Raw genomic sequence first — 20,752 nt, 5'->3', positions numbered from 1 at the left:
TATGGCAAAGTGTGCCCAAACTAATTTTTAGGAAGGCACCCATGACCCCCGCACAGATTGAGTTTTATAAGCGCCTTGCACACGGCCTAGCGCTCCAGTTTGGCCCCAACTGCGAAGTCGTCGTCCACGACCTGGAGACCGAGGACGTGGATCACTCCATCGTGGTGATCGAAAACGGCCATGTAAGCGGGCGCAAACTGGGCGACGGTCCCAGCCATATTGTGTTTGAGTCCATGCACGAGGACACCACCGACGTGCACGACCGCGAACCATACCTCACCAAAACCGCCGATGGCAAGCTGCTTAAGTCCTCGACCATCTTTATCCGCAACGACGAGGGCAAGCCTGTCGGCATTTTGGGCATTAACTTTGACATTACGCTCATGAAAGCTTTTGAGCGCTCACTCGATGCCTTTACCGGCACCGACGGCACGGGCTACACCGAGCCCGAGCCCATTACCAAAACCATCGGCGACTTGCTCGAAGATCTGCTGCGCGAGTGCGAGCAATACGTGGGCAAGCCCGCAGCCCTTATGACCAAAGATGAGCGCATTCGCGCCATTGGCTACCTCGATCGTCGCGGCGCCTTCCTCATTTCCAAGTCGAGCGAGCGTGCCTGCGAGTTCTTTGGCATCTCTAAGTACAGCTTCTATAGCTACCTCAACGAGGCAAAGGCTGCCGCCGGCGACAAGTAGGCAACTCGGCCAGATCACCCCTCCCCTTTTGGGTGTGAGTTCCAAAATGCACGAATCCAAGACTCGGCCGCAAGGCAAGTTCCATATAATCGAAGGACGAGACAGTTCGAAAGGATGGAACAAGATGGGGTCGAGCAACGCATCGCGCAACGACCACGGAGGCTTCGCTTCTGCCGCCAGGCATGCGAAACGCGCGTTTGACGAGGGCGAAGACGATCTGTTTGCGTTGAGCCTCGACGACGTGATGAGCGACCGCCCCGGGACCGCCGACGAGCCCATGAGCGGCAAAACCCATTCGGCAGGCGATCCTTCCGAGACGGCATCGTTTATCGCCGCGGCGCAGCATCTTGCGCCCGAACCGCCCGTTGCAGATCTCGACGACTTTGCGACCCGTCAGTTTGCCTTCGATTCCTGGGCTGATGCCGATCTGGACGAAACATCTGCCGGCGCGCCGACGCTCGGCGAGCCGGTAAATCCGCTTGTCGCCGCGTCCGCTTCCGAATACGAGCCGGACGACCATGCGCAAGCTATACCCACATCCTCATACACCGATAGCCACACTGATAACGACGATTATTATGGCGACTACTACGCCGCAGAAGAGGCGCCGCGCTTTTTGGATTTCAATCCAGTAGCAAAGATTGTCTTTATAGCGATTGTCGTGGTGCTACTTGGCGTCATTGCGTTTGAGGGATTCCAGCTGTTCCTCAGCCCCGTCGAGTCCGAATCGGCAACGCAGCAAAAAGAGGACGAGAGCAACGACTACCTCGACGTCAACAACCTCAAGGGCGACCCCAACGACGGGGACGAGTAGCGAGGGCTGAGGGCGACCACATAGTCAGCGGTGCGCTACGGCTCCAAGAGCCCTGCCATAAAGATGGGCAGATACAGCACGTCACCATCGCGATGCAAATTACATTCCGCAAGTACCAGGGCGCGATCGATTCCGTAGCCCTTCGTTGCCAGTGCGTTGTCGAGTGCCGCGTGGGACTTAAAGCTCTTGCCCGATTTGACCTCGATGGCAAGAACCTCGCCATCGAGCGTCTCCTCAACAAAATCGAGCTCGCCAACCTTTTTGGACGTAAAGTAGCGCAATCTGAATCCGTGGGCTTTGAGCTCTTGCGCGACAAAGCCCTCAAACGCCGCCCCCATATTCATGCCAAAGGGGCCTTCTGCCTCTCCATCAAAAACCCCTTGGGCAACCTTCTTGGAATACGACGACATGAGCATTCCGGTGTCCAAGTAAAACAGCTTAAACAGATTTCGCTGCTCCCCCAATAAAAGGGGTGCCACGGGCGCCGTTACGTTATACACGGGAAGCGCAACGCCCGCCTCCGAGAGCCAAAGAAAATGGTCTGTCACCTGCGAAAAACGTTTGACACCGTTAATCGACGACAGCTTGAATCGCTTGTTTTTGGAGCCAGCCTCGCTGGGAATCAAATCGTAGATATCGCGAATAACCAGGCGCAGCTCGGGCGGAGCGTACTTTGCGATGTCATCGCGATACAGGGCGTGAAGATCGCGGTGGATGTTTCGAACCTCGTCGACATTGCGCGTCGCCAAGAAGGAATTGACCGCGTCGGGCATGCCTCCCACCACCACATACTGATGGAACAGATCGAGCAAGCGGTCATACAGGTAGCTGGGGAGCTCCTCCTCATCCTTTAGACAGCCCCTGAGCATGTCAAAAACGCTGGCACCAACGCCATTTGCCCAGCAAAACTCCTCAAAGTCGAGCGGGTACATCTGGACCTGCTCGACATAGCCCACCGGCAGGGAATCGATGCCCTCGAGCTCAACGCCAAGGAGCGAACCGGTAAGGATGTATCGAAAGTCGCCGCGCTGGACCAGGTATTTGATAAACGTCACCACGTTGGGACATCGCTGCACCTCGTCGATAACCACGACGGTCTTGTTCGCAACCATCGGCTGCGTCGCAGCGATAGACATGCGCATAAGCAGGTCATCCGCACTTTTCGCCGCCAAAAACGAATCGCGCACGGATGCGTCGGCGATAAGGTCGAACGTCACGACATTTTCGAACGATTCGTTTGCAAAGACGTTGACCAGATATGACTTTCCTACCTGTCGGGCGCCCTTGACCAAAAGAGCCTTGTTAGGCGACGAGGCAAGCCAAGATTCAAACTGTGCTTTCGCTTTTCTCTGCAGCATAAGCGCACCCCTTATTACGTGCTGTTTTAGCACTAGGATACACTTTTCCGTAGTTGAATGACGGTCGAATCGACACTTTTCCGTAATTTGGGCGGCTCGAATTTGACACTTTTCCGTACTATTATAAGGCTGATTTCGACACTTTTCCGAATGTTGGCCGAATAATTGCCGCGCAATCAAGCGCCGTCTGCACATCATTTCGCAGGCGGCGCTTGATTTGTGTCCGCGTGCGCTGATAGACTCCATAGTGCCCGCAAGGAGCGGGCGTGTTTTATCCAGAGTCGGGGTAGAGAGTTGGCTCCACGATCCCGACGCCAACCGGCCAAGAGGCACGGTGGCCCTGCCAACATCGATGAAAGGAGTCCGTATGGACAATTTCTCCGTGCGCAGCGAGCGCAATTTCCACAACCTGGCAGCCAAGCCAAAACGAATGCATCTTCTGGACAAGCCGAGCGGCTATGCCTCGGCCATGGTCAAGAGCAGTCTCTCCCACCAGATGCGCTTTACGGTGCAGGTACTCGAGGAAGAGCTCTGCGCCGCTGGCGACCCGCACGTGCTGCAGATCAAGCTGCTCGGAGACGACTCGCGCGAGCCGTCGAGTTGGAAGCTGCTTGCAGACGGCACGTGCGTCGCGGACGGATCTGGCACCTTTGCACGCGAGTGCTTCTGCGAGGGAGCCGAAGTGTTTTTGGACCTGTGTCGCGATGCCGTGCGCGCGGCCGAACTGCACCAGTGGAGCCAGAGGGAGTACGAGCTGCTGAGTGCCGCGCGCGGGATCGCGGGGGTGTAGGCGAACTCGCGTACCGTTAAATCTGCAAAGCACTAAACGCGCCCACTCGACTCCCCGCCCCACATCCAGGTGGCTAAGAAACAAGCTGGAGATTAAGGCGGCAATCGAATACCCAATAACAAGGGGGCGTTGAAGATGGTTCTTCAGCGCCCCCTCAATACTTACGAGCGATATGTCGTCTTTACGTTGTAGAAGAAGTCAGGTTCCCAAATGGCTTCGAAGTGCTTCTCGGCACAATTGATCTTACCCTGCTCGGTCGGGCGCGTATGGATATCGTTGTTTCCGCCGCCCTTAGTCTCGGTAACAAAATACACGCGATGTTCGCCCTCGATCTCTTGCACGTAGGCCCAATCGGGGTTGTAGGCTCCTAACGGCGTATCGATCTTAAAGCTGCTCGGCAGCTTGGCAAACACCTTGATCTCCTCGGCCTGATCAAGTTCAACGGCAAACGGCTTCTCAACCGACGACGAGTCGTAGACAACGTAGTTGTATAGACTCTTGTGGTGCGCGGACTCCCAAGCGTTCTGGCCAACATAGGCCTTAAGATCACCAGGGTCCAAATCTTTCATCGTGTACCAATCTTCTTCGGGCAGCTTTGTGTACTTAATACCCTTGGCAATTGCTACGGCCTTAACCTTGTTCACCTTAGAAGCCACCTGGGCCAGGAACAGCGCGGGATTGAGAGCAAACTCGTCATAGCGACCACAGCCCTCCAAAATGCGCTTGATGGTAGCGCGGGTAAGACCGACGGCATCCTGCAGCTCCGCGATAGGATCGGGCAAGTCATACACTGCACGACCCGCCGTTCGCACGAGCGCGGTCGAGTGCGCCTCGGCATTCACGCCAGCGGTATCCACCGTTAGGTCTGCACGAGTGCTCAAAATTTCAGGTGCCTTTACCTCGGGCATCTTGGCAATCTCCTCGCACGCGTCCTCGACCAGCTTGTCGGAGTCCACATCGACCTCAAAGCGTGTGCGTTTGCGAATGCGCTCCCAAAGCTCCTGGAAAGCAGGGTTGGCAGTCACATCCTTGCAGAGCTTAACCTCAACCTCCTTGGCCTTGTCGCGAATCTGCAGCTTCTGAGCCTTCTTGAGGATAATGCGCTCAACCTCGGTCTTAACGTTTTCCAGACCCTCGGGAACAGGGACACTACCCTGCTCGGCCGCCTGCTTGAGCTCGGGTGTAATCTTGCCCTTATCATCGATGAGCCCCTGGTCCTTAAACGAGTCGAAGACGGCCTTAGACTTCTGGAAGCCCAAGAGCTCCTCGGTTCCGTCCTCGCGTTCCACCACGACATTCGAGAAAGACTCAGCGGTGAGAATGCCAAACTTGTAGCCATCCTCCTCAAACTCAGACTGCAAGCCATTGGCAAACGAGTCATAGCTCTCGTTTGCGATGACAGTCAGTACGTTCACGCCTTCGTCATAGCAGCGCTCACCATTCTGATCTACGCACAAACGAAGACCGCGACCGATCTTTTGGCGCTTAGTCAGCTTGTCCTTGGTCTCCACCAGCGTGCAGATCTGGAACACGTTAGGGTTATCCCAGCCCTCCTTAAGGGCGGAGTGGCTCCAGATAAACTGGATACGTTTCTTTGCGCGCGTCTCGTCGTCATCGCCGTCCGCAGGGAAGGAAAGTAGCGTCTCCTTATCACGCATGATAGTCTCGAAGGTCGAGATGTCAGCAGCCGAGGACGCCGCGTCGGACGTATTCTTAAGATGCCCCTTGCCGTCCTGCGAGAAGTAGCCCGAATGCACCGCAGTAGCATCCGTATCCAATTTCACGCCAGCTTCGGCATAGCGCTTGCGCCACTTGGGCGAATTCACCGCTGCAGTATATTCCTCCTCGAACATCTGCGCATACTCGCCGTTTCGCACCGGGTCATACAGGCGGTACTTCTCAACCTTGTCGATAAAGAACAGCGAAAGTACCTTGATGCCGCGCGGGGCAAGCTCAAGCTGACGCTGCAGATGGTCCTCGATAGTGCTCTTTATTTGCGCACGCTTGATAGCTTCGGCAGCAACATCGCCAATGGCCTGACCGAGCTCAATACGCCCGCCGTTCTGGAACTCGACCCACTCGTCGCCAGCAGCAGCGGAGATGTTACTCACGATCCAGCCAGCCTCATAGTCGGCATTCTCGCCGCTCTTGTTAAACAGGTTGTCACCCGTCTTGACGTTTACCTTTTTGCGCTTCTGGGAACCATCCTTCTGGCGCACATCAATTGTCAGCTTGGCCGTAATGGGCGAGGCGATCTTTGTAGACTCAAGCCTCACGTACGAGCCGTTCAAATCCTCCTGAGAGAGCACCGAATCGACGGTGATGCCCTTGACCAGTCCGCGTTGAAAGGCGTCGACAGGCGTCAAGCGATAAACCTTGTTGTAGGCTTCCTTATGGGTTGCCGAGTAACGCAGCACAAACAGCGGATTCAAGCTTCGAATGGCCCTTTTGCGTTTAGCAGTAGAGTCAACGCTCTGCGGCTCGTCGATAATGACGATAGGATTGCACGAGCTTACGAGCTCGCGAGGGCTTTGACCGCCGATGAGCCTTTCGCTCGGACGGTGGAACAGGTTACGCTTATCCCGACCACCGGTGGGCCCGGCGATCTCATCGTCATCGAAGTCGTTATCTTTGTCGAAGGCACCGATATTAATGATCATCACTTGGATGGAGCTCGAGGTGGCAAAGCTACCCACCGGCCCCATGTCTTTGGAGTCATAGACGAAGCACTCGAGCGGTGCCTTGTCATAGAGCATGTCGAAGTGCTTCTTAGTGCTCTCGAAGCTCTTCTTAACGCCCTCGCGAATGGCAACGCTCGGCACCACGATAATGAACTTGGTCAGCCCATAGCGACGATTGAGCTCGTAGATGGTGCGAATATAGACATAGGTCTTGCCCGTGCCCGTTTCCATTTCGACAGTAAAATCGCGCAGATGTCCATCGGTAGCAACGCTCGACGGAGCGAGCGCGTTACCTTCTTGGATCACGTGCAGGTTACGCTCGAGCTGGGCCGCCGAAAGACGAAGTCCGTTGGCATGACCCACCTGAGCAACCTGTCCCTCCAGAATGCCGGTACCCATCTCCGCAACGAAGTCAGAGTCCATAAACTCCTGGCCTCGAAACAAATCACAGACGGCGTTGACGGCCTCGACCTGGTGCTCCTGATCAGCGGAATATTTTATTTCCAAAGCCATGCGTTACACCGTCCTCAGCTGTACCTCGTAACCGGCCCGTTCCTCCACACGCCTAAACGCCTGGACGGCATTGAGCTTGAGCGTATCGGTAAGGATCGAGTCGCGCATGAGCACACGGCGCGGCTCCATGTCGGCAATAGCATCGAGCGCTTCCATGGTAAGGCCGTCCGCCAGACAGCACACAAGCTCGCCACAAGCGACAGAATATACGGGATAGCCGGCAACTTCCTCCTTCTCGACGGGAAGCGTGAGTTCGAGTCCCCATTTGAGCATCATCTCAAAGACGATATCCATATCGGAACGGTCGGGCTTCACCACATCGAGCACAAGCTGCCCAGGCTGAGGCTTTTCGATGCCGGAATTGTCGAGCGAAAACACACGGAAACCGATGTCAGGCAGACGCTTGGACTCTTCGCCGAGCTTGGGCTGAGCGTTAGCCTCCTCAATCTCAGCTTTAATCTTGTCGCCTGCACGACGGATGCGCTCTTCACCAATTTCGGTCAACGTTAAATAACCCGCCCCTCTAGCTGCGGAGTTATCAGCTGTGGCTTCTGGCAATTGAACCAAGATATACTGCCTATTTCCGCCGTATTCGACGTTGATATTCATCAGTGCATGTGCGGTCGTCGCAGATCCTGAAAAAAAGTCAAGTACGATTGCCGAATCGTCGGCATAAGTAATCATCTTAAGCATACGCTCAATTAATTCGAGCGGTTTAGGAGTATCAAAGGAGGGCCCGCCCATGAGATCTTTAAGCTTGGATGTTGCAGAAGAGGTTAGTCCAGCATCATCCCACCAAGTCGTAAGGGTCTTCCTAGTCTCGATGGCCTTATATTGATAGTACTTCTGATAGAGACTATTCCCTCGCCTAACAACGAGACCCTCATCGTACTTGTCTTGCATTGTTTCTAGAGAGAAGCGCCAATAGCCTTCGACGCCGAGAAATTCATAGTGTGGATTTCCCTTTTTCGCCCCTCCTGGTCCATCGACGGGCACGAGGCGGTAGGGACCACGCCCATCGTTATCATCCTCACCAAAACCATCTAAACAAGGGTCATCACCAATTTCTTTTCGAACAGCCTCGAGCACCTCAATCGATTTTGCATAGAAGGCGACAGTATTGTGATTTGGCGAGATAATTTTGTCATTAGAAACCGATGCACGAGCCTTATGGCAGATGAGAGCGATGCGACACCTCTCACCAAAAATATCGTCCATTATTTTTGTCAGATTGGTTACTTCATTGTCATCTATAGAAACGAAGATAGCCCCGTCGTCACTCAGCAGCTCTCGCGCCAGTCTCAACCTGGGATACATCATCGAGCACCAGTCACTGTGATAGCGACCACTCGTATCAGCGTTGGACTGGCCGGCCAGCCCTGCCTGCTCTTTGTAATTCTCGATGGTGTCGCCAAACTTATCCTTGTAGACAAAGTCGTGACCCGTGTTATAAGGGGGATCGATATAGATCATCTTGACCTTGCCGTGATAGCCGCTCTGCAGCAGTTTCAGCACCTCAAGATTATCGCCTTCGATATAAATGTTGTCGGAGTCAAAGCTGCCGTCCTCGCCATCGCGGCCACGGCTCTTCTCAACGCAAGGGCGCAACGTGGCAGTGCTCGGCGTTTGCGACTGACGAATGGCGTCCATCTTGCCAGGCCAGGTAAAGGCGTAGCGCTCCCGGCCCTCGTCGACCTCGTCACCAAGCTCCAAGCGCAGCTTATCAAAGTCGATACCGCTCTCGGTAAATACCTCGGGCATCAACTCTTTGAGCTGCGCCAGGCGGTCTTCCACGAGGTCTTCGGACTCGAGGTTCATCTTCTCGATCTCAGCCATTGCAGATCTCCTTTATCTCGTCGGTCGTCTGACCGAGCTCCTTTTCCAGCTTTTTGAGGTCCATGCGTAGGTGCGCAGATTCATTCAGGGTCAATTCCCGATCGAGACGGCGTCGCTTGGTATCCTCAACTTGCGAAGCGAGCACATCTCTCCGCGCCACCAACCCCTCCAGACGCTCATAATCCTGTTCCGCGCACGTCGGAAAGAATCCTAGAGACGGAACCACGCGTGAAAGTCGCACTGCCCAGGCAATGCTGCGCAGATAGACCAGAAGATTCACCTGTGGCAATCGCTCAAACGCGAGTGCATCCAAAAACGGTGCATACCGTGTGTCACCAAGATCGAATGCCCCCGTTGACTCAACGTCATCAATCACCATGGCGCCCTGCTCAGCAAGGCTCTTACGCGTCGTTGCCAGCGAAATGCAAGCCTCGTCCTCGCCGCCAAACAGAATCACCGTTGGATTGGGAAAACACTTGTGGACGAGCCTTGCCACCTCGGCATAAGCCGCCCCACGAGACAGCTCGCATCGAAGGATGAGCACGCTTTGAATATCGTGTTCATCATCTTGAACAGGTGCGATGCGCGTCGTGGACTTTTGCACGGTGGCAAAGTGCATAAGCGCAGCTACACGATCGAGCACTTTCTGCTCGGTCTTTGTAAGCTGAGCTTGGCGCGTGAGCACCGTCTTGGGGATACGCCTGTCGCCCGCCAGAGCGGCATCGGGCAAACAGAACACGTCGTTCCAGTCAAAACCTCTCATCGCAACACCGCAAAACTGATCAGCGAGTAATCGTCGAAGCCAAGGCTCGTGCCCGTTCCCACTTCGCCCAGCGAGAACAGGCTCTCAATGCCCTTGTCCTGTTGCACGCCGCTAATGGTGGCAACCACTTTGTCCAAAAGCTCGGTGTAAGCGCCCATACGCTCGCCGTCGCGCGTCTCGCGGTTAAAGTCGCGACACAGCTCCGCAATTGGCTCAGATTCGCCCGCGCAACAGGCGCGCATCATATCGAGCGCATGCTTGGGCTGTGTATGTTTGGTCATCACATCGCCGTCGGCCGATACGTACACCACGTAATACGGGAAGGTAGGATTCGTGTCCTTGGGGTTCGCATTCTCATCGTTTTGCGCCAAACAGAACACCACGCCCGGCGCCACGGAATCACGCAGTTCATCGGGAATGCGCGCCACCGCATGCATACCAGCCGGCGAGTTTTCTAAAAGACCCGGGTGTTCCTTTTCGTAGCGCTGCAATTCAACACGAAAATCATCAAAGGCGAAGTCGGTGATCGAGATGCCGCCTGAAATATCCTCCAGATCCAGCACCTCGCTCTTGAGCTGCTGAAGTTGCTGGCGACGATACTTAAGGTCGTTCATCTCGCCCGTTGCTTTGGACTCCAGCACGTTCTCCTCGCCGGTGGCCGAGGCGTCGAGCAAGGCCATACGACCCTTTACGCGACTCTCGAGCTGAATGTACTCATCGAGCGCAATGTCGGGCCAAAAGTCCACCAACTGAATTTGCGTGTTGGTGGAGCCCAAACGGTCGATACGACCAAAGCGCTGGATAATGCGTACCGGATTCCAGTGAATGTCATAGTTGACGAGACAGTCGCAGTCCTGAAGATTTTGGCCCTCGGAGATGCAGTCCGTGGCAAATACAACATCGATTTCGCCTGCAGCGAGAGACGCCTCGGGCAGCTCCTTGGAGCGCGGACTAAAGTACGCCAGGATGTTCTCGAAGGTGGTTCGGCGCAACTTAAGCGAGTAAGTGCGATTTGCGCTTCCGGCAACCTCGGCACACTCAAGGCCGAGCTCGTTCTTAAGGCGAGGCGCCAGCTGATCAAACAGATAGTCCGCCGTATCCGCAAACGCCGTGAATACGAGTACTTTGCGGTTGCCGGGGTTGTAAGGGTTATTGACCTTATCGACTATGAACTTGTAGAGCTCATCCAACTTGGCATCGCGCTCAGGCGTTACGGCATTGGCATAGTCGAGTAAGCGGCGCAGCACGGTGATATCAAAGTCCAGATCGCTGCCCAGACGCAAGGCATCGACATCGCGCAGGTCGACGCGCACCTTGCCACCGCGCTCGATTTCCTCGGCATCATCGTCGTCCATGCCATCCTCGATGCCCGCCGCATCATAGCTTCCCGCTCCCATGGCCGCAGGGTCATCGAGCCGCACGCGAAGCTCCTCGCATCCCGCCAGGATGCGCGAGAGCGTGATTCGGAAACTGTTAACCGAAGATTCCATTCGCTTGAGCACGTTTACGCGCATAAGGTTGGCAACAGCACCTGTACGGTGGACCTGGCTCTCAAAGTCCTTGCCCCAGGTGTCGCCGTAACGATCCTCGTACTTACGACGCTTATCGCTGCGTACATAAGAAAGCAACTGATACTGCGCAAACGTGAGCTGAGCGATCATGTCATTGAGCTCAGCGATAGGAGGAAGCTCCCCCGCCAAATCGATTGGCGTGGTAATAGAGAGGGGCTTGCGACGCTGTGGGAACGTACCCGAAGCGGCGCCATAGTACTTAGAGATATGCTTGCGGCTGCGCGCGATGGTAAGCACGTCGAGCAGCTTAAAGTAATCGGCGTTGACGGCGTTGACGAAGCTCTCGGTGGTGCGCTCGGCATCGTCGAGCTTGCTCCACTCGTTGAAGCGCGCTTGTGCTGTACGGCACACCTGAGTAATCGACTCAATACCATCAGTATCCGCCAGATACGCATCATCGCCCTCGGTGATGAGCTCAATCTGGTTGCGCAGATCCAGCAGGCGATTGTTCACAGGCGTAGCCGAGAGCATCAGCACCTTGGTGCGCCGTCCGCTCTTAATCACATCCTCAATGAGGCGTGTGTAACGGTCTTTTTTCTCGGAATCCGTGCTCTTGTTACGGAAGTTATGGCTCTCATCGATCACCAGCAGGTCATAGTGGCCCCAGCGTAGATGCTCCAGGTCCACATCACCGCTCGTGCCCGTATAACGAGACAGATCGGTGTGATTGAGCACGGTATAGTTAAGACGATCGTCCGCCAACGGGTTGCGGTCGTCGTTGTCCTGCGTCCATAGCGTCCAGTTATCACGCAGGCGCTTAGGCGCCAGGACCAAAATGCGGTCGTTGCGCTCCTGGTAATACTTAATAACGGCGAGCGCCTCGTAAGTCTTACCCAGGCCAACGCTGTCCGCAATGATGCAGCCCTTGTACTTCTCGAGCTTTCGGATGGCGCCCACCACGGCGTCCTTTTGGAAGTCGTAGAGCTTGTTCCAGACAACGGACTCCTCAAACTTAAGGCCGGGCCTCAAATCGTTATCTTCGTCGGAAAGGTAATCGCGGAACAAGTGGTAAAGCGTAAGGAAATAAACGAACTCGGGCGGATTCTCACGATAGAGCGTGCCTACCTGCGCCGCCACCTCATCGGTAACATCGGCGACCATCGCAGGCTTATCCCAGACGGACTCAAACATCGCCTTTAGGCCGGCAGTTTCCGTCGCGCCCTCGTAGTGGCTTACGCCCATTACGGTGTTGGGGCGGCGCTCGTAACCAAGTCCTTCCTGGGTAAAGTCAGCGGCGGCACCCATGAAAGCATGGTCGTCGCCATTGGGGTTCTCGACTATATAGGTGCCTCCGGGCTGAATTGCCCCGTTCATCTTGGCAGATTGAAACTCGCACTTAGCGCGCACCCATTCGGCGCACTCGCGGGCAATGGCGCGTTGATTGAGATTGTTGCGCAGCGTGAGCTCGAGACCCAAACCGCCCACGCCACGCTCGCGCGAGCATTGCGATATGGCAAACTGGCGTGGGTCCTTATCGGTGGCCATGCGCTTAACGAACGTAGGTTCGCTAAAGAGAAAACGCACTGAGTCAAGCTTCTCCAGCTCTTCTTTGAGCTCAGAGAAAGCAAAGACCGTAAAGTAACTGCTGATGATTGAGAGCTTGGCGCCCTCATCGATGGATTTAGCGAGTGCGTCTCCCAGACGATTGCGTCCGACGTTATCGAGAAACTCCATCAGCACACCGTTCTTAAGACGGCGTGCCAAGCTATTTCATTATTGACCGAGAGGGGACGCCCGCTTCGGAGCGCCTCCCCCCGAAGTTTATCCGCAGGCATATCCACGAAGTACACTCCAGGTTTAATTGCTATTGGTTCAGGACGCAGGGCCCTTTGCTAAAACTTTATCCATTGTCTCCCAACTATAGAGGAGCGTCAGGACATTTTCGGCAAGCGGGTTATCTCTACGACCTCAATTATTTGTTGTGCAATTAATAGACACCGTTCATGTACTTCGTGAATGCTTCGTTATTTTGTGTACCACGCAGGTCGGGACGATGTCGACCTTGACCCTTGTTTGCTGTATTTGAACCTCACTTTATATTTTGCCTCGATGCCGAGGCGCTTTTCTTTAAACACCGGATCGTCAATGACCCATAGCGCACCGTGTTTGCTTCGCTTATCAATACAGGTGAGGCCCAGAGAGTTCAACTCAGCGAGCAAAGCATCCCCACAACTGTTTCCTTTATGCCATTTAAGTGCTTCTGATTGCAGCGTAAGCGCTTCTGATTGCAGCGCATGTGCAATGCTAGCCCGCTTACCCTTAGGGTACAAAATCCATCCGGAAAGACCAGTGTTCACGCCGGTGTCCCCAAAGTTGTAAACGCAACTGTAATCAAACGAAGAACAGATGTCCTTTATTGACGCCCGCATTGATAAGTCCCCAGGCACCCAAAAGACGTCCGCCTGCTCGGTTTCATAGAACCGATGCCCCGCCCGTTCGAGTGCGAGCAGAAGCATCTCCTGACGCGAATCCTCAGTTATTGTCTGTCCACGTTGTTCGTCCACCTGCTCGCACTGGCCGCTTGCGTCGTCATTCTCGATCACATCCGAGCAGCCAGCCGCAACAGCAAAGTCATCCGCCTTGGCATGCGCTTCCTTAGCGCCATCATCTTTCGATAGCATATCCGGCTCTCGCGGCGGCTCCTGTTCTTGAAGGGCGGCCGCGATGGCCGAATCTCGAGCAACCGTGGACTCGAGTGTGTTCTCGTCCACTTCGTCATCGAAATTGTCACGAACCGCCTCGAGCACTCGCTCGAGGAGTTCGCTGGTGTCACGGGCAACCGTGGGGAGCTGCTGGCCTGGCTTAATGTCGTAAATAGCGAGTTCGGCTACAACTCGATCCATCGTTGCATCCCGATCGCTGTAGAATTCACTACCTCGAATACGGATGAAATCCCATCCCACACGTTCCAGAATCGTCTGTCGCTCCATGTCCGCGATAATTTGCCCCTCGGTTGAATGCCAACGATCGCCGTCGCATTCGATAGCAACGTTGTGATGGTCGCTTTGCACGACAATATCAATGCGGTAGCTTCCGACTTCCTTTTGCTGCTCATATTGATAACCGCGCTTGGAAAGCTCAGCACACACCTGTAACTCAAAGTCGGACTCGGCTTTTTCTTGCGCCTCCTCAATCTGGGCGTCAAACGTATGCGGATCGAGCATGTACTCAATTAGCTGCCTACGCAGGTCGCCGCTCTTTAGATCACGAGCTGGATCAAGCGAATATACAAGCCACATCTGGTCTTTCGCGCGGCTTGCAGCAACGTTGTAACGCTTCTTGTATGCGTCATCCGAGCCCGTCCCCATAAAGCGCAAGGGAGTCTCGGATTCGTTGCTGTCAACCATGCTTAGAATCATGACATCGCGTTCATCGCCCTGGAAACCCGCAGCGTTGCCGCAAATAATCTCATGTTTTTCAAACTCAGCGGGATCCATCTCTTTAAGCAGTTCGTTTCGAATCAGGTCAGCCTGCTCTTCTCCCAGCAAGGACAAAACGCCAAATGTCTTGTTCTCATATTCTGGCTGCTCAAGACAGGCACGGATAATCGCAACTGCGGCTTTGGCCTCTTGCTGGTTAATCTTCGCCTTGCCCGAGCGCATGCCGCTTTTGACGCGAAAGGGAACCAACGCCGGCATCAATCCACCCGCATCGGCGTCTCTCAGCGCCTTGATTTTTCCACCGTACGATAGCCCATTGCTAAAGCCGATGATATCCGGCACGCACCTAAAGTGCTCGGTAAGCATGATGGGCGAAAAGCCCTGCTGGGCAATTTCGTAAAGCGAGTATCTTGCTCGATACAGATGGGCGTTGGGAATTCCCTTTCCCTCGATATATGAAGCAGCCAATCCTTCGGCAGTGGATTCCTTTGCACCGACAGAAAGAGGGCTTACTTGTTTGTCATCACCAACAACAATTACCTTTTTTGCAAGATATGTAATAGCCAGGGCGGTCATGTCGGCCTGGCTTGCCTCGTCGATGATTACGATATCAAACAGATTGTTGGCGGGGTCAAAAGAGTCAAGCGCTTGGCCAATCGGCATAATCCATGCCGGCACAGCCCGCTGACATTTCGCCATGAGAGCACGGGCCTTCGAGCGATGCCGCGATGCATTCTTGCCCGTTCCCTTGCCAATTCGCGCGACCGTCTGCTTCCAGCCGTTCAGCGCGACCTTGAGCTCTGTATTGCTCTCAAGGTCCTTGTGAATCTTGAGCCACGCCATCATGCCTGCCAATTTTGCCGTTATGTCACGATAGCGTTTGCCCAGCTCAGAAATTTCCTTCTGGGGATTGGAAGAGTTTGCACGATCGGCATACTCAACGATTGCCTGGCACTGCTTGTATTTCCATGCTCGTTCGATATCCCGCGGAACGCTCGTAGCCCCGTGAACGCCCTCGCGCTCACGAACGGCTTGTGCCCATCCCGGAGCAATTTGCGACAACTGATTCAGTTGCTCATGTCGGCGCTTAACTGCCGCCCTTATTTCGCACAGCCACTGTAGACGATTGTACTGATCGCGGTATGTTTGCACCAAGCCGAGTTCGGGGTCAACCGCTTCGCCGAAATCTCCAACAGGGCGAAGCTGCACAATGCAGTCACTCAATGCAGCGACGGTCTCACAGTGCTTGGCCGAAGCGTCTTCGATTCTCTTCAAAACGTCCTCTGCCCATGCCTTAATCGCCCTTATTTTTTTGAGTGCGACACACAACTTAAGGTAATCCGTGAGATCCGTTTCCAGTGCTTGCAAGGTTTTGGCCACGACCTCCTTTTCGGAAATCATGGAAGGGCAGTCAAAGAACGCTTCATGAGAGATACCGTTTGAGTCCAATGCGTCAAACAGCTTGTCAATGCACTCGGCTTTCCACGCAAGGGCCGCCTTAATACCCTCAACATATCGAAATGCCACGTGCTCGGGCTCACTGCTATCCAACTCTGCAAAGCAGCTCACGCCAACGGTTCCCATAAGCGCATCCCATTGAATGGCGCAAGCGTGTCGCTTGTCCATAAGCTCTATGTAATCCAGGATGGCATCGCAGTCCTCGGGCGAAGCCGCCTGTGCCCCGTTGACCGCCACACCATCGGGCAAGCTCTTGACCGAAGAAAGCAACTTTCGCAGGCCCGTTTTAGCTAGGTACTCTTTGTACCCGCTTACAAGCGCGCGCAGTTGTTGATAATCGCCGTTGTCACCAAGCGCAACCTGCCTCGGAAACCACTTGCTTCGATATGACGAAGCCTGCTGTTCAAGCAACTGAACCTCATCGCAGAGACGATACCAGATCGTTTTCTCGCCCTCGCCCCTCAAGGATCTCGCAGCGACCCCTCGCTGCCACTCCTCGCTCAGAGCTCCGTGCATTACGAGGTTCTTCACCGTGCCGAATGCTTCGGACTCATCGTCCAAAACGGGAAGAACAGCCGATCCAATCTCCACCGTTCCCCCATCGTCGCATAGTTCCCAACCGTGGCGACGAATCAGCTCGTCCGCCAAAGAACTGGCTTGGTTATATTTCTCAAACTCCTGTGCATAGACGTCTGGCTTGGGGAGCAAAGCCATCCAGTCGACATCCTGTAGACAGATCGCCTCTGCCTCATCTTCTGCAGAGGCAATGCCGTTGCTTTGGTAAAGCTCCTCGACAATCGAAATATCAAGCTGCGCTAACAGCTTCACCTGGCCGGGAATAATGTCGTCCAGCTCTTCCTTATTCTTCGCAACAAATTGCGCGGCATCATGCGGAGTGAGGGTTTCATTCCCCAGATCAAACTGTTTGTTCTCGGCCTCTCGTTCAACAAAGGCGGATTTGCGCGCCTTTGCAAGATCAACCAGTATCTCTTCTCGCTGACAAGATAATTCCTGCACGGATTTATTCAGTTCACTTATCGAATGCTCGCCGAGATGGTTGACGATTGCTTCTACCGAATCACGAGCGTCCTTGCCGTTAGATGCCAGCGAAGACACACAAAGGCTTCTGAGCTCAGGAGGCATCTTGTCGGCAAGAACCGTCAAAGCCTTTGAGGTATAGCTCGTTACAAGCACCCTTTTGCCTTGTGCCAAAAAGCTTCCCATCAGGTTTGCAATCGTATGGGTTTTACCGGTACCCGGAGGGCCCTGAACGAGAACGGCGTCATCTTGCTCGATTCGCTTGGCAATCTCTAACTGCGCACGGTTGGCAGGTTTCGCCAATAGAATCTCGTCGTCTTCTCCGTTTGCCTCCGCCAAGCGCCGAGAAACCGTAGACCCGTCCGATAAATCCTCAAGGACCGGAGTGGTTTCATCGTGCGTAAACTCGCCAAGAAGGCCGTTTAAGAACGCAGGGACGCGCTGAGTCTCATCAATCGTTTTTACAATTCTGCCGATAGCGCCCGCGGTTCCATCAGGGCGCTGCCTAAAGATTAAATAGAAACCGGGTCGAACGTCTATATCGGCTTCTTGGTCTCGCGCAGCATCAGCGCGGTCAAAATAACGAGACTTGGGCGATAGCTGATTCACGAGCAGTTTGGCTTCACGGGCAATTGCATCACGATCAAGCGGATGCACTTCTTCCTCGTCGAGCCTCTGTTCCGCCTCACTAATCTTGCTCATCGTCAGATTCTGAGACTGAGACAGCAGGTCCTTTTGAATCAACGTGTCGGAATCGACGTCTTCAACGGAAATGATTCCCTTTTCCGCATCGAGCTGAATCCTCATGTTCCGCGTAAAGACTGGGTGATCCACCCTCTTGTCTTCGGAAAGCCGAACGTTCATCGATGCGGCAACAACCTCGAGTTTATCGGGGTCGCTCTTGAGTTTTTCTTTCATTATAAACAGGCGCTCATACACCCCAGAGGCTTCTGTCGCCTTAGTTTGGTATGTGACCCATTTGTCTCGCTCGCCACCCCATTCCTCAAGCAGTTGAGCTCTAGCGGGATCGGACATAAATAGATCTTGAGGCGCTTCTTCATTTGCCTCCGCAAGCTCCTCGGGTGGAAACTTGAACCCTATCTGGTTCTTATAGCTTTCCCATCCGCTTGCAATCCACGGCGCGATCTCATCCGGAGGCTGCGGGCACGTTTTGAACTCCGGTTTAGCGACACTCAAAATCGGACCATCGTTATTAGCGGAATCGCGAAATCGCACCTCGATCCATCCGTTATCTGTTGGCAAGCTCTCCAAATCAATGCAGTCCGAAGCGTAATCGCTTACGTTGCGAACGATCTTCATCCTAATCTTGGAGAACTCTTCCAAGTATCCAAAAAGGGCCTCTGCCTTATCTACAACCGATAAGTTATTGAGATCAGAACCCATTTGACACCATCCGCGCAGTCATCTATCTCGGCCAGCACAATATGTTACTAGCTTACGCGGAAAACCTGGCGATATTGGCATTAAATCGACAAGCGTGCGTTTGCATGCCTAGTTATCAGTAGGGCCCTCTAACTCAACGGAATGCATCGCACGCATATGAATCGCTACAATCTCATATCAATATAAAATGAGCCCCGGTGACTTGAATCAGGGGTCATTCCCGGGGCCATTGACTTATAGCTTTTTCGCATGAGGACAATTTATCAAATGGGCTTCGGTTGCGAGGACCGACAACGCCCCTACCTCCCCTCTGCCTTCAGCTTCAGCAGCAGGTCGCCCAGCTCGGGGCACTTGCTGGAAAGGCGCGTCTCGGCTCGCTCGCCCATTCCCCACCGCTGGCGGACTTCCTGGGCGCGCGGGCTCACGTGGTAGTCCCCGTCCATCACCTGCTTGAGCAGCTTGGCGGTCACGCGCGCATCGGCTAGAGCGCTGTGGGCATGGCCCGTCGACTCGTCGAACTCGATGCCAAACCACATCGCCGCGTCACCCAACGAGACGCGCCCGTGGCTGCCCACGTCCATAATCGAGGTGTAAAACGCCTGCAGGTCGGCCCAGTCCGTAGGAAATGCGGAAAGGTCGATGCGCTTTGCCTGGCACTCGGTCAAAAGCTGTCGACGGTCCGTCCCGCTCCAGCAAACCACCTGGGCGGAGTAGCGACCGATCCAATCGCCGAGCCTTTTGATCACTATGTAGAGCGGATCGGCCATCGCGGTGTCCACGGCCGATATCCCTGTGAGCTCGCGGACGGGATACGCAACGCCTTCGGTAAATTCCGTCTGCACAAACTGCGAGAACTCGCCCATAACGTTGCCGTGGTAATCGATCTTAACGGCGCCGACCTCGATAATCTCGTTGCGCAACCCACGGCGCTGGCGTTGCTTTGGCACCGGCGCAAACTCAAAGTCCAGCACGATCTGTCGCGCAAAGTTCGTCGTATCGATAGCCGAGATACCCGGCGTCTTTTCAGCTGACACGGTTATGGCCTCTCTCCGTTGCCTGCCGCTTGCTACATAGGCGGCTACATTGCCGTAAGGATAGGCGCTCGTGCGGACATGAAAGCGCCCAGCGCGGCCACCCGGCACCCTTGCGTAAAGCTGCGTTTTGAGATGGCCAGATCGCTGTTATTATCGAACATATATTCGTATTTATGACTGCAGTTTGATAGACTGGTTATTGTTGACGGCAGTTCCATGTGCCGGGCAGCGCCCTCCATGCGACGGGAGGTGATGCCCATGACCGATCTGATTGATTTCGTGAAGCTCCTGACCTCTTTGGTCTCGCTCCTCACGGCGCTTATCGGACTTACCGAGGCACTCAAGCAGCGTACGAAGCAAAAGAAGAGGGGTCGACGCCGTTAAGGCATTGACCCCTTGAACTAAGTAACGGCGCTGCCCAGCTATCACCCTTGGGCTGCCGTCGACTTTATTCTACCCACGGTTGCCAGGTTTAACAAATGAATTTTCAGTAATGGAGCCTCGGGGCCCGCTCGCTCAACCACCTGGCCATCGGGTTAGCCGGATTCTGGGACATGCCTTCCGTCCCAGGCCTCTACCGGAAAAAGCGTCCCACCCTGAGGCTCGATTCCGGGACACGGTTTCCGTTTGAAGCCCCAATGGGAAAGCGTGTCCCGTTCCGAGAGCGGGACTGCGGACGATTTCTTGGACCGTTACGCGGCCCTTCCCAGCGCGGCGCGGAACTCGGCCGGCGTGCGGCCGCCGAGCGCATTGCTGCGCCTCTCCGTATTGTATCGGCCGATCCAGCCCCCGAGCTCCTCGATGAAGCGGGCAGGGGTCCAGCCCGACCAGTCCCTGCCGTGCCAGAACTCCCTCTTGAGCAGGCCTGTTAGCGCTAATCTAAAATTGACCACTTTCGCAAACGCATCTCGCCGAATGCGCTAACGCGCTTTCGCCGACCCCGCTAACGCACTTTCACCAACTGCGCTAACGGAACTATGCTCCGATCGGGTATCCGACCCGGGAGGAGCGGGATATGGAGCGAAACGTAATGGGAGAGCTGAACGTCTACAGGGGGTCCGGCGCGAAGCCGAACTTCAGCGAGATCGCGAGGAGGCACGGCATGGACCGGCACACGGTCGCCAAGTACTGGCGGGAGGGCGAGTCCGCCGCCGACGGCAGGTCCGCGAGGGGCAGCGCCTTCGACCCGCTCGAGGAGGTGATCCGCTCGAAGGCCCAGCTGCCCGGGATGACCAAGATGGCCGTCTACGCGTTCCTGCGCGAGGGCCGCGGGGAGGGGCTGCCCGGGTACGGCGCCTTCACCGCCTGGTGCCGGGCCCGCGACGTGCCCTTCGGGGGCGCGGGCGGCCGCGAGCCGCACCCGCGGTTCGAGACGCCCCCGGGCAGGCAGCTGCAGTTCGACTGGAAGGAGGGCATG

Annotated in this window: 12 protein-coding genes, 1 pseudogene and 1 riboswitch; of the genes and pseudogenes, 5 read left to right on the top strand and 8 right to left on the bottom strand. The window is 55.1% G+C overall.

The features are described from left to right. Positions 1-41: 41 nt before the first annotated feature. Together ACTQVX_RS01305 and ACTQVX_RS01300 are read left to right on the top strand one after the other, a co-directional pair. Positions 42-695, top strand: a complete 654-nt coding sequence (locus ACTQVX_RS01305; protein ID WP_427717686.1) for a helix-turn-helix transcriptional regulator — start codon at positions 42-44, stop codon at positions 693-695. A 124-nt stretch (positions 696-819) separates the two neighbouring features. Further along, positions 820-1,509, top strand: coding sequence for a hypothetical protein (locus ACTQVX_RS01300; protein WP_441560001.1), 690 nt, complete (start codon positions 820-822; stop codon positions 1,507-1,509). A 35-nt stretch (positions 1,510-1,544) separates the two neighbouring features. Here ACTQVX_RS01300 and ACTQVX_RS01295 read toward each other — a convergent pair whose 3' ends face one another. Beyond that, positions 1,545-2,867, bottom strand: a complete 1,323-nt coding sequence (locus tag ACTQVX_RS01295) for an ATP-binding protein (protein WP_441559999.1) — start codon at positions 2,865-2,867, stop codon at positions 1,545-1,547. A gap of 268 nt (positions 2,868-3,135) precedes the next feature. Continuing rightward, positions 3,136-3,226: riboswitch (SAM riboswitch) on the top strand. Between the two features lie 8 nt (positions 3,227-3,234). On the opposite strand from ACTQVX_RS01295, the gene ACTQVX_RS01290 reads away from it, so the two are divergent. Further along, positions 3,235-3,657 (top strand): hypothetical protein, encoded by a 423-nt coding sequence (locus tag ACTQVX_RS01290; protein ID WP_441559997.1) that lies wholly within the window; start codon positions 3,235-3,237, stop codon positions 3,655-3,657. Positions 3,658-3,818: 161 nt separating this feature from the next. Here the strand turns inward: ACTQVX_RS01290 and ACTQVX_RS01285 are convergent, their stop codons facing one another. The 6 genes from ACTQVX_RS01285 to ACTQVX_RS01260 form a co-directional block, all read right to left on the bottom strand. Beyond that, a complete protein-coding gene (locus tag ACTQVX_RS01285; protein WP_441559995.1) occupies positions 3,819-6,851 on the bottom strand; it encodes a restriction endonuclease in 3,033 nt (1,010 codons plus the stop codon). 3 nt (positions 6,852-6,854) lie between these two features. Then, positions 6,855-8,687, bottom strand: a complete 1,833-nt coding sequence (locus tag ACTQVX_RS01280; protein ID WP_441559993.1) for a site-specific DNA-methyltransferase — start codon at positions 8,685-8,687, stop codon at positions 6,855-6,857. Next, complete coding sequence (locus ACTQVX_RS01275) at positions 8,680-9,450, bottom strand: DUF4391 domain-containing protein (RefSeq protein WP_441559992.1); 771 nt, start codon at positions 9,448-9,450, stop codon at positions 8,680-8,682. Before ACTQVX_RS01275 ends, ACTQVX_RS01280 begins: the two co-directional genes overlap by 8 nt. Further along, positions 9,447-12,725, bottom strand: a complete 3,279-nt coding sequence (locus ACTQVX_RS01270; RefSeq protein WP_441559991.1) for a helicase-related protein — start codon at positions 12,723-12,725, stop codon at positions 9,447-9,449. The genes ACTQVX_RS01275 and ACTQVX_RS01270 overlap by 4 nt, the downstream gene beginning before the upstream one ends. Positions 12,726-12,985: 260 nt before the next feature. After that, positions 12,986-18,301, bottom strand: a complete 5,316-nt coding sequence (locus ACTQVX_RS01265; protein ID WP_441559990.1) for an AAA domain-containing protein — start codon at positions 18,299-18,301, stop codon at positions 12,986-12,988. A 299-nt stretch (positions 18,302-18,600) separates the two neighbouring features. Then, the gene (locus tag ACTQVX_RS01260; RefSeq protein WP_441559989.1) at positions 18,601-19,335 is read right to left on the bottom strand and encodes an exonuclease domain-containing protein; all 735 of its coding nucleotides are present in this window, start codon (positions 19,333-19,335) and stop codon (positions 18,601-18,603) included. Between the two features lie 258 nt (positions 19,336-19,593). On the opposite strand from ACTQVX_RS01260, the gene ACTQVX_RS01255 reads away from it, so the two are divergent. Next, positions 19,594-19,719: a hypothetical protein gene (locus ACTQVX_RS01255; RefSeq protein ID WP_427717649.1), complete on the top strand. Its 126-nt coding sequence runs from the start codon at positions 19,594-19,596 to the stop codon at positions 19,717-19,719. A gap of 308 nt (positions 19,720-20,027) precedes the next feature. Here the strand turns inward: ACTQVX_RS01255 and ACTQVX_RS01250 are convergent, their stop codons facing one another. Continuing rightward, complete coding sequence (locus ACTQVX_RS01250) at positions 20,028-20,228, bottom strand: IS3 family transposase (RefSeq protein WP_441559988.1); 201 nt, start codon at positions 20,226-20,228, stop codon at positions 20,028-20,030. Positions 20,229-20,350: 122 nt separating this feature from the next. On the opposite strand from ACTQVX_RS01250, the pseudogene ACTQVX_RS01245 reads away from it, so the two are divergent. After that, positions 20,351-20,752 (top strand): annotated as a pseudogene (locus ACTQVX_RS01245) (IS21 family transposase); the annotation flags it as partial.

The sequence above is a fragment of the Collinsella sp. LCP19S3_A6 genome (assembly GCF_052122015.1).
In the GTDB taxonomy this organism is placed as follows: Bacteria; Actinomycetota; Coriobacteriia; order Coriobacteriales; family Coriobacteriaceae; genus Collinsella.
The sequence above is the reverse complement of the archived record's forward strand: the minus strand, read 5'-3'. Positions and strand labels throughout refer to the sequence as shown.

What these genes read in the sequence shown, in the direction of transcription:
- ACTQVX_RS01305 (WP_427717686.1), top strand. Translation starts at nt 42, where the DNA reads ATGACCCCCGCACAGATTGAGTTTTATAAGCGCCTTGCACACGGCCTA.
- ACTQVX_RS01300 (WP_441560001.1), top strand. Translation starts at nt 820, where the DNA reads ATGGGGTCGAGCAACGCATCGCGCAACGACCACGGAGGCTTCGCTTCT.
- ACTQVX_RS01295 (WP_441559999.1), bottom strand. Translation starts at nt 2,867, where the DNA reads ATGCTGCAGAGAAAAGCGAAAGCACAGTTTGAATCTTGGCTTGCCTCG.
- ACTQVX_RS01290 (WP_441559997.1), top strand. Translation starts at nt 3,235, where the DNA reads ATGGACAATTTCTCCGTGCGCAGCGAGCGCAATTTCCACAACCTGGCA.
- ACTQVX_RS01285 (WP_441559995.1), bottom strand. Translation starts at nt 6,851, where the DNA reads ATGGCTTTGGAAATAAAATATTCCGCTGATCAGGAGCACCAGGTCGAG.
- ACTQVX_RS01280 (WP_441559993.1), bottom strand. Translation starts at nt 8,687, where the DNA reads ATGGCTGAGATCGAGAAGATGAACCTCGAGTCCGAAGACCTCGTGGAA.
- ACTQVX_RS01275 (WP_441559992.1), bottom strand. Translation starts at nt 9,450, where the DNA reads ATGAGAGGTTTTGACTGGAACGACGTGTTCTGTTTGCCCGATGCCGCT.
- ACTQVX_RS01265 (WP_441559990.1), bottom strand. Translation starts at nt 18,301, where the DNA reads ATGGGTTCTGATCTCAATAACTTATCGGTTGTAGATAAGGCAGAGGCC.
- ACTQVX_RS01255 (WP_427717649.1), top strand. Translation starts at nt 19,594, where the DNA reads ATGACCGATCTGATTGATTTCGTGAAGCTCCTGACCTCTTTGGTCTCG.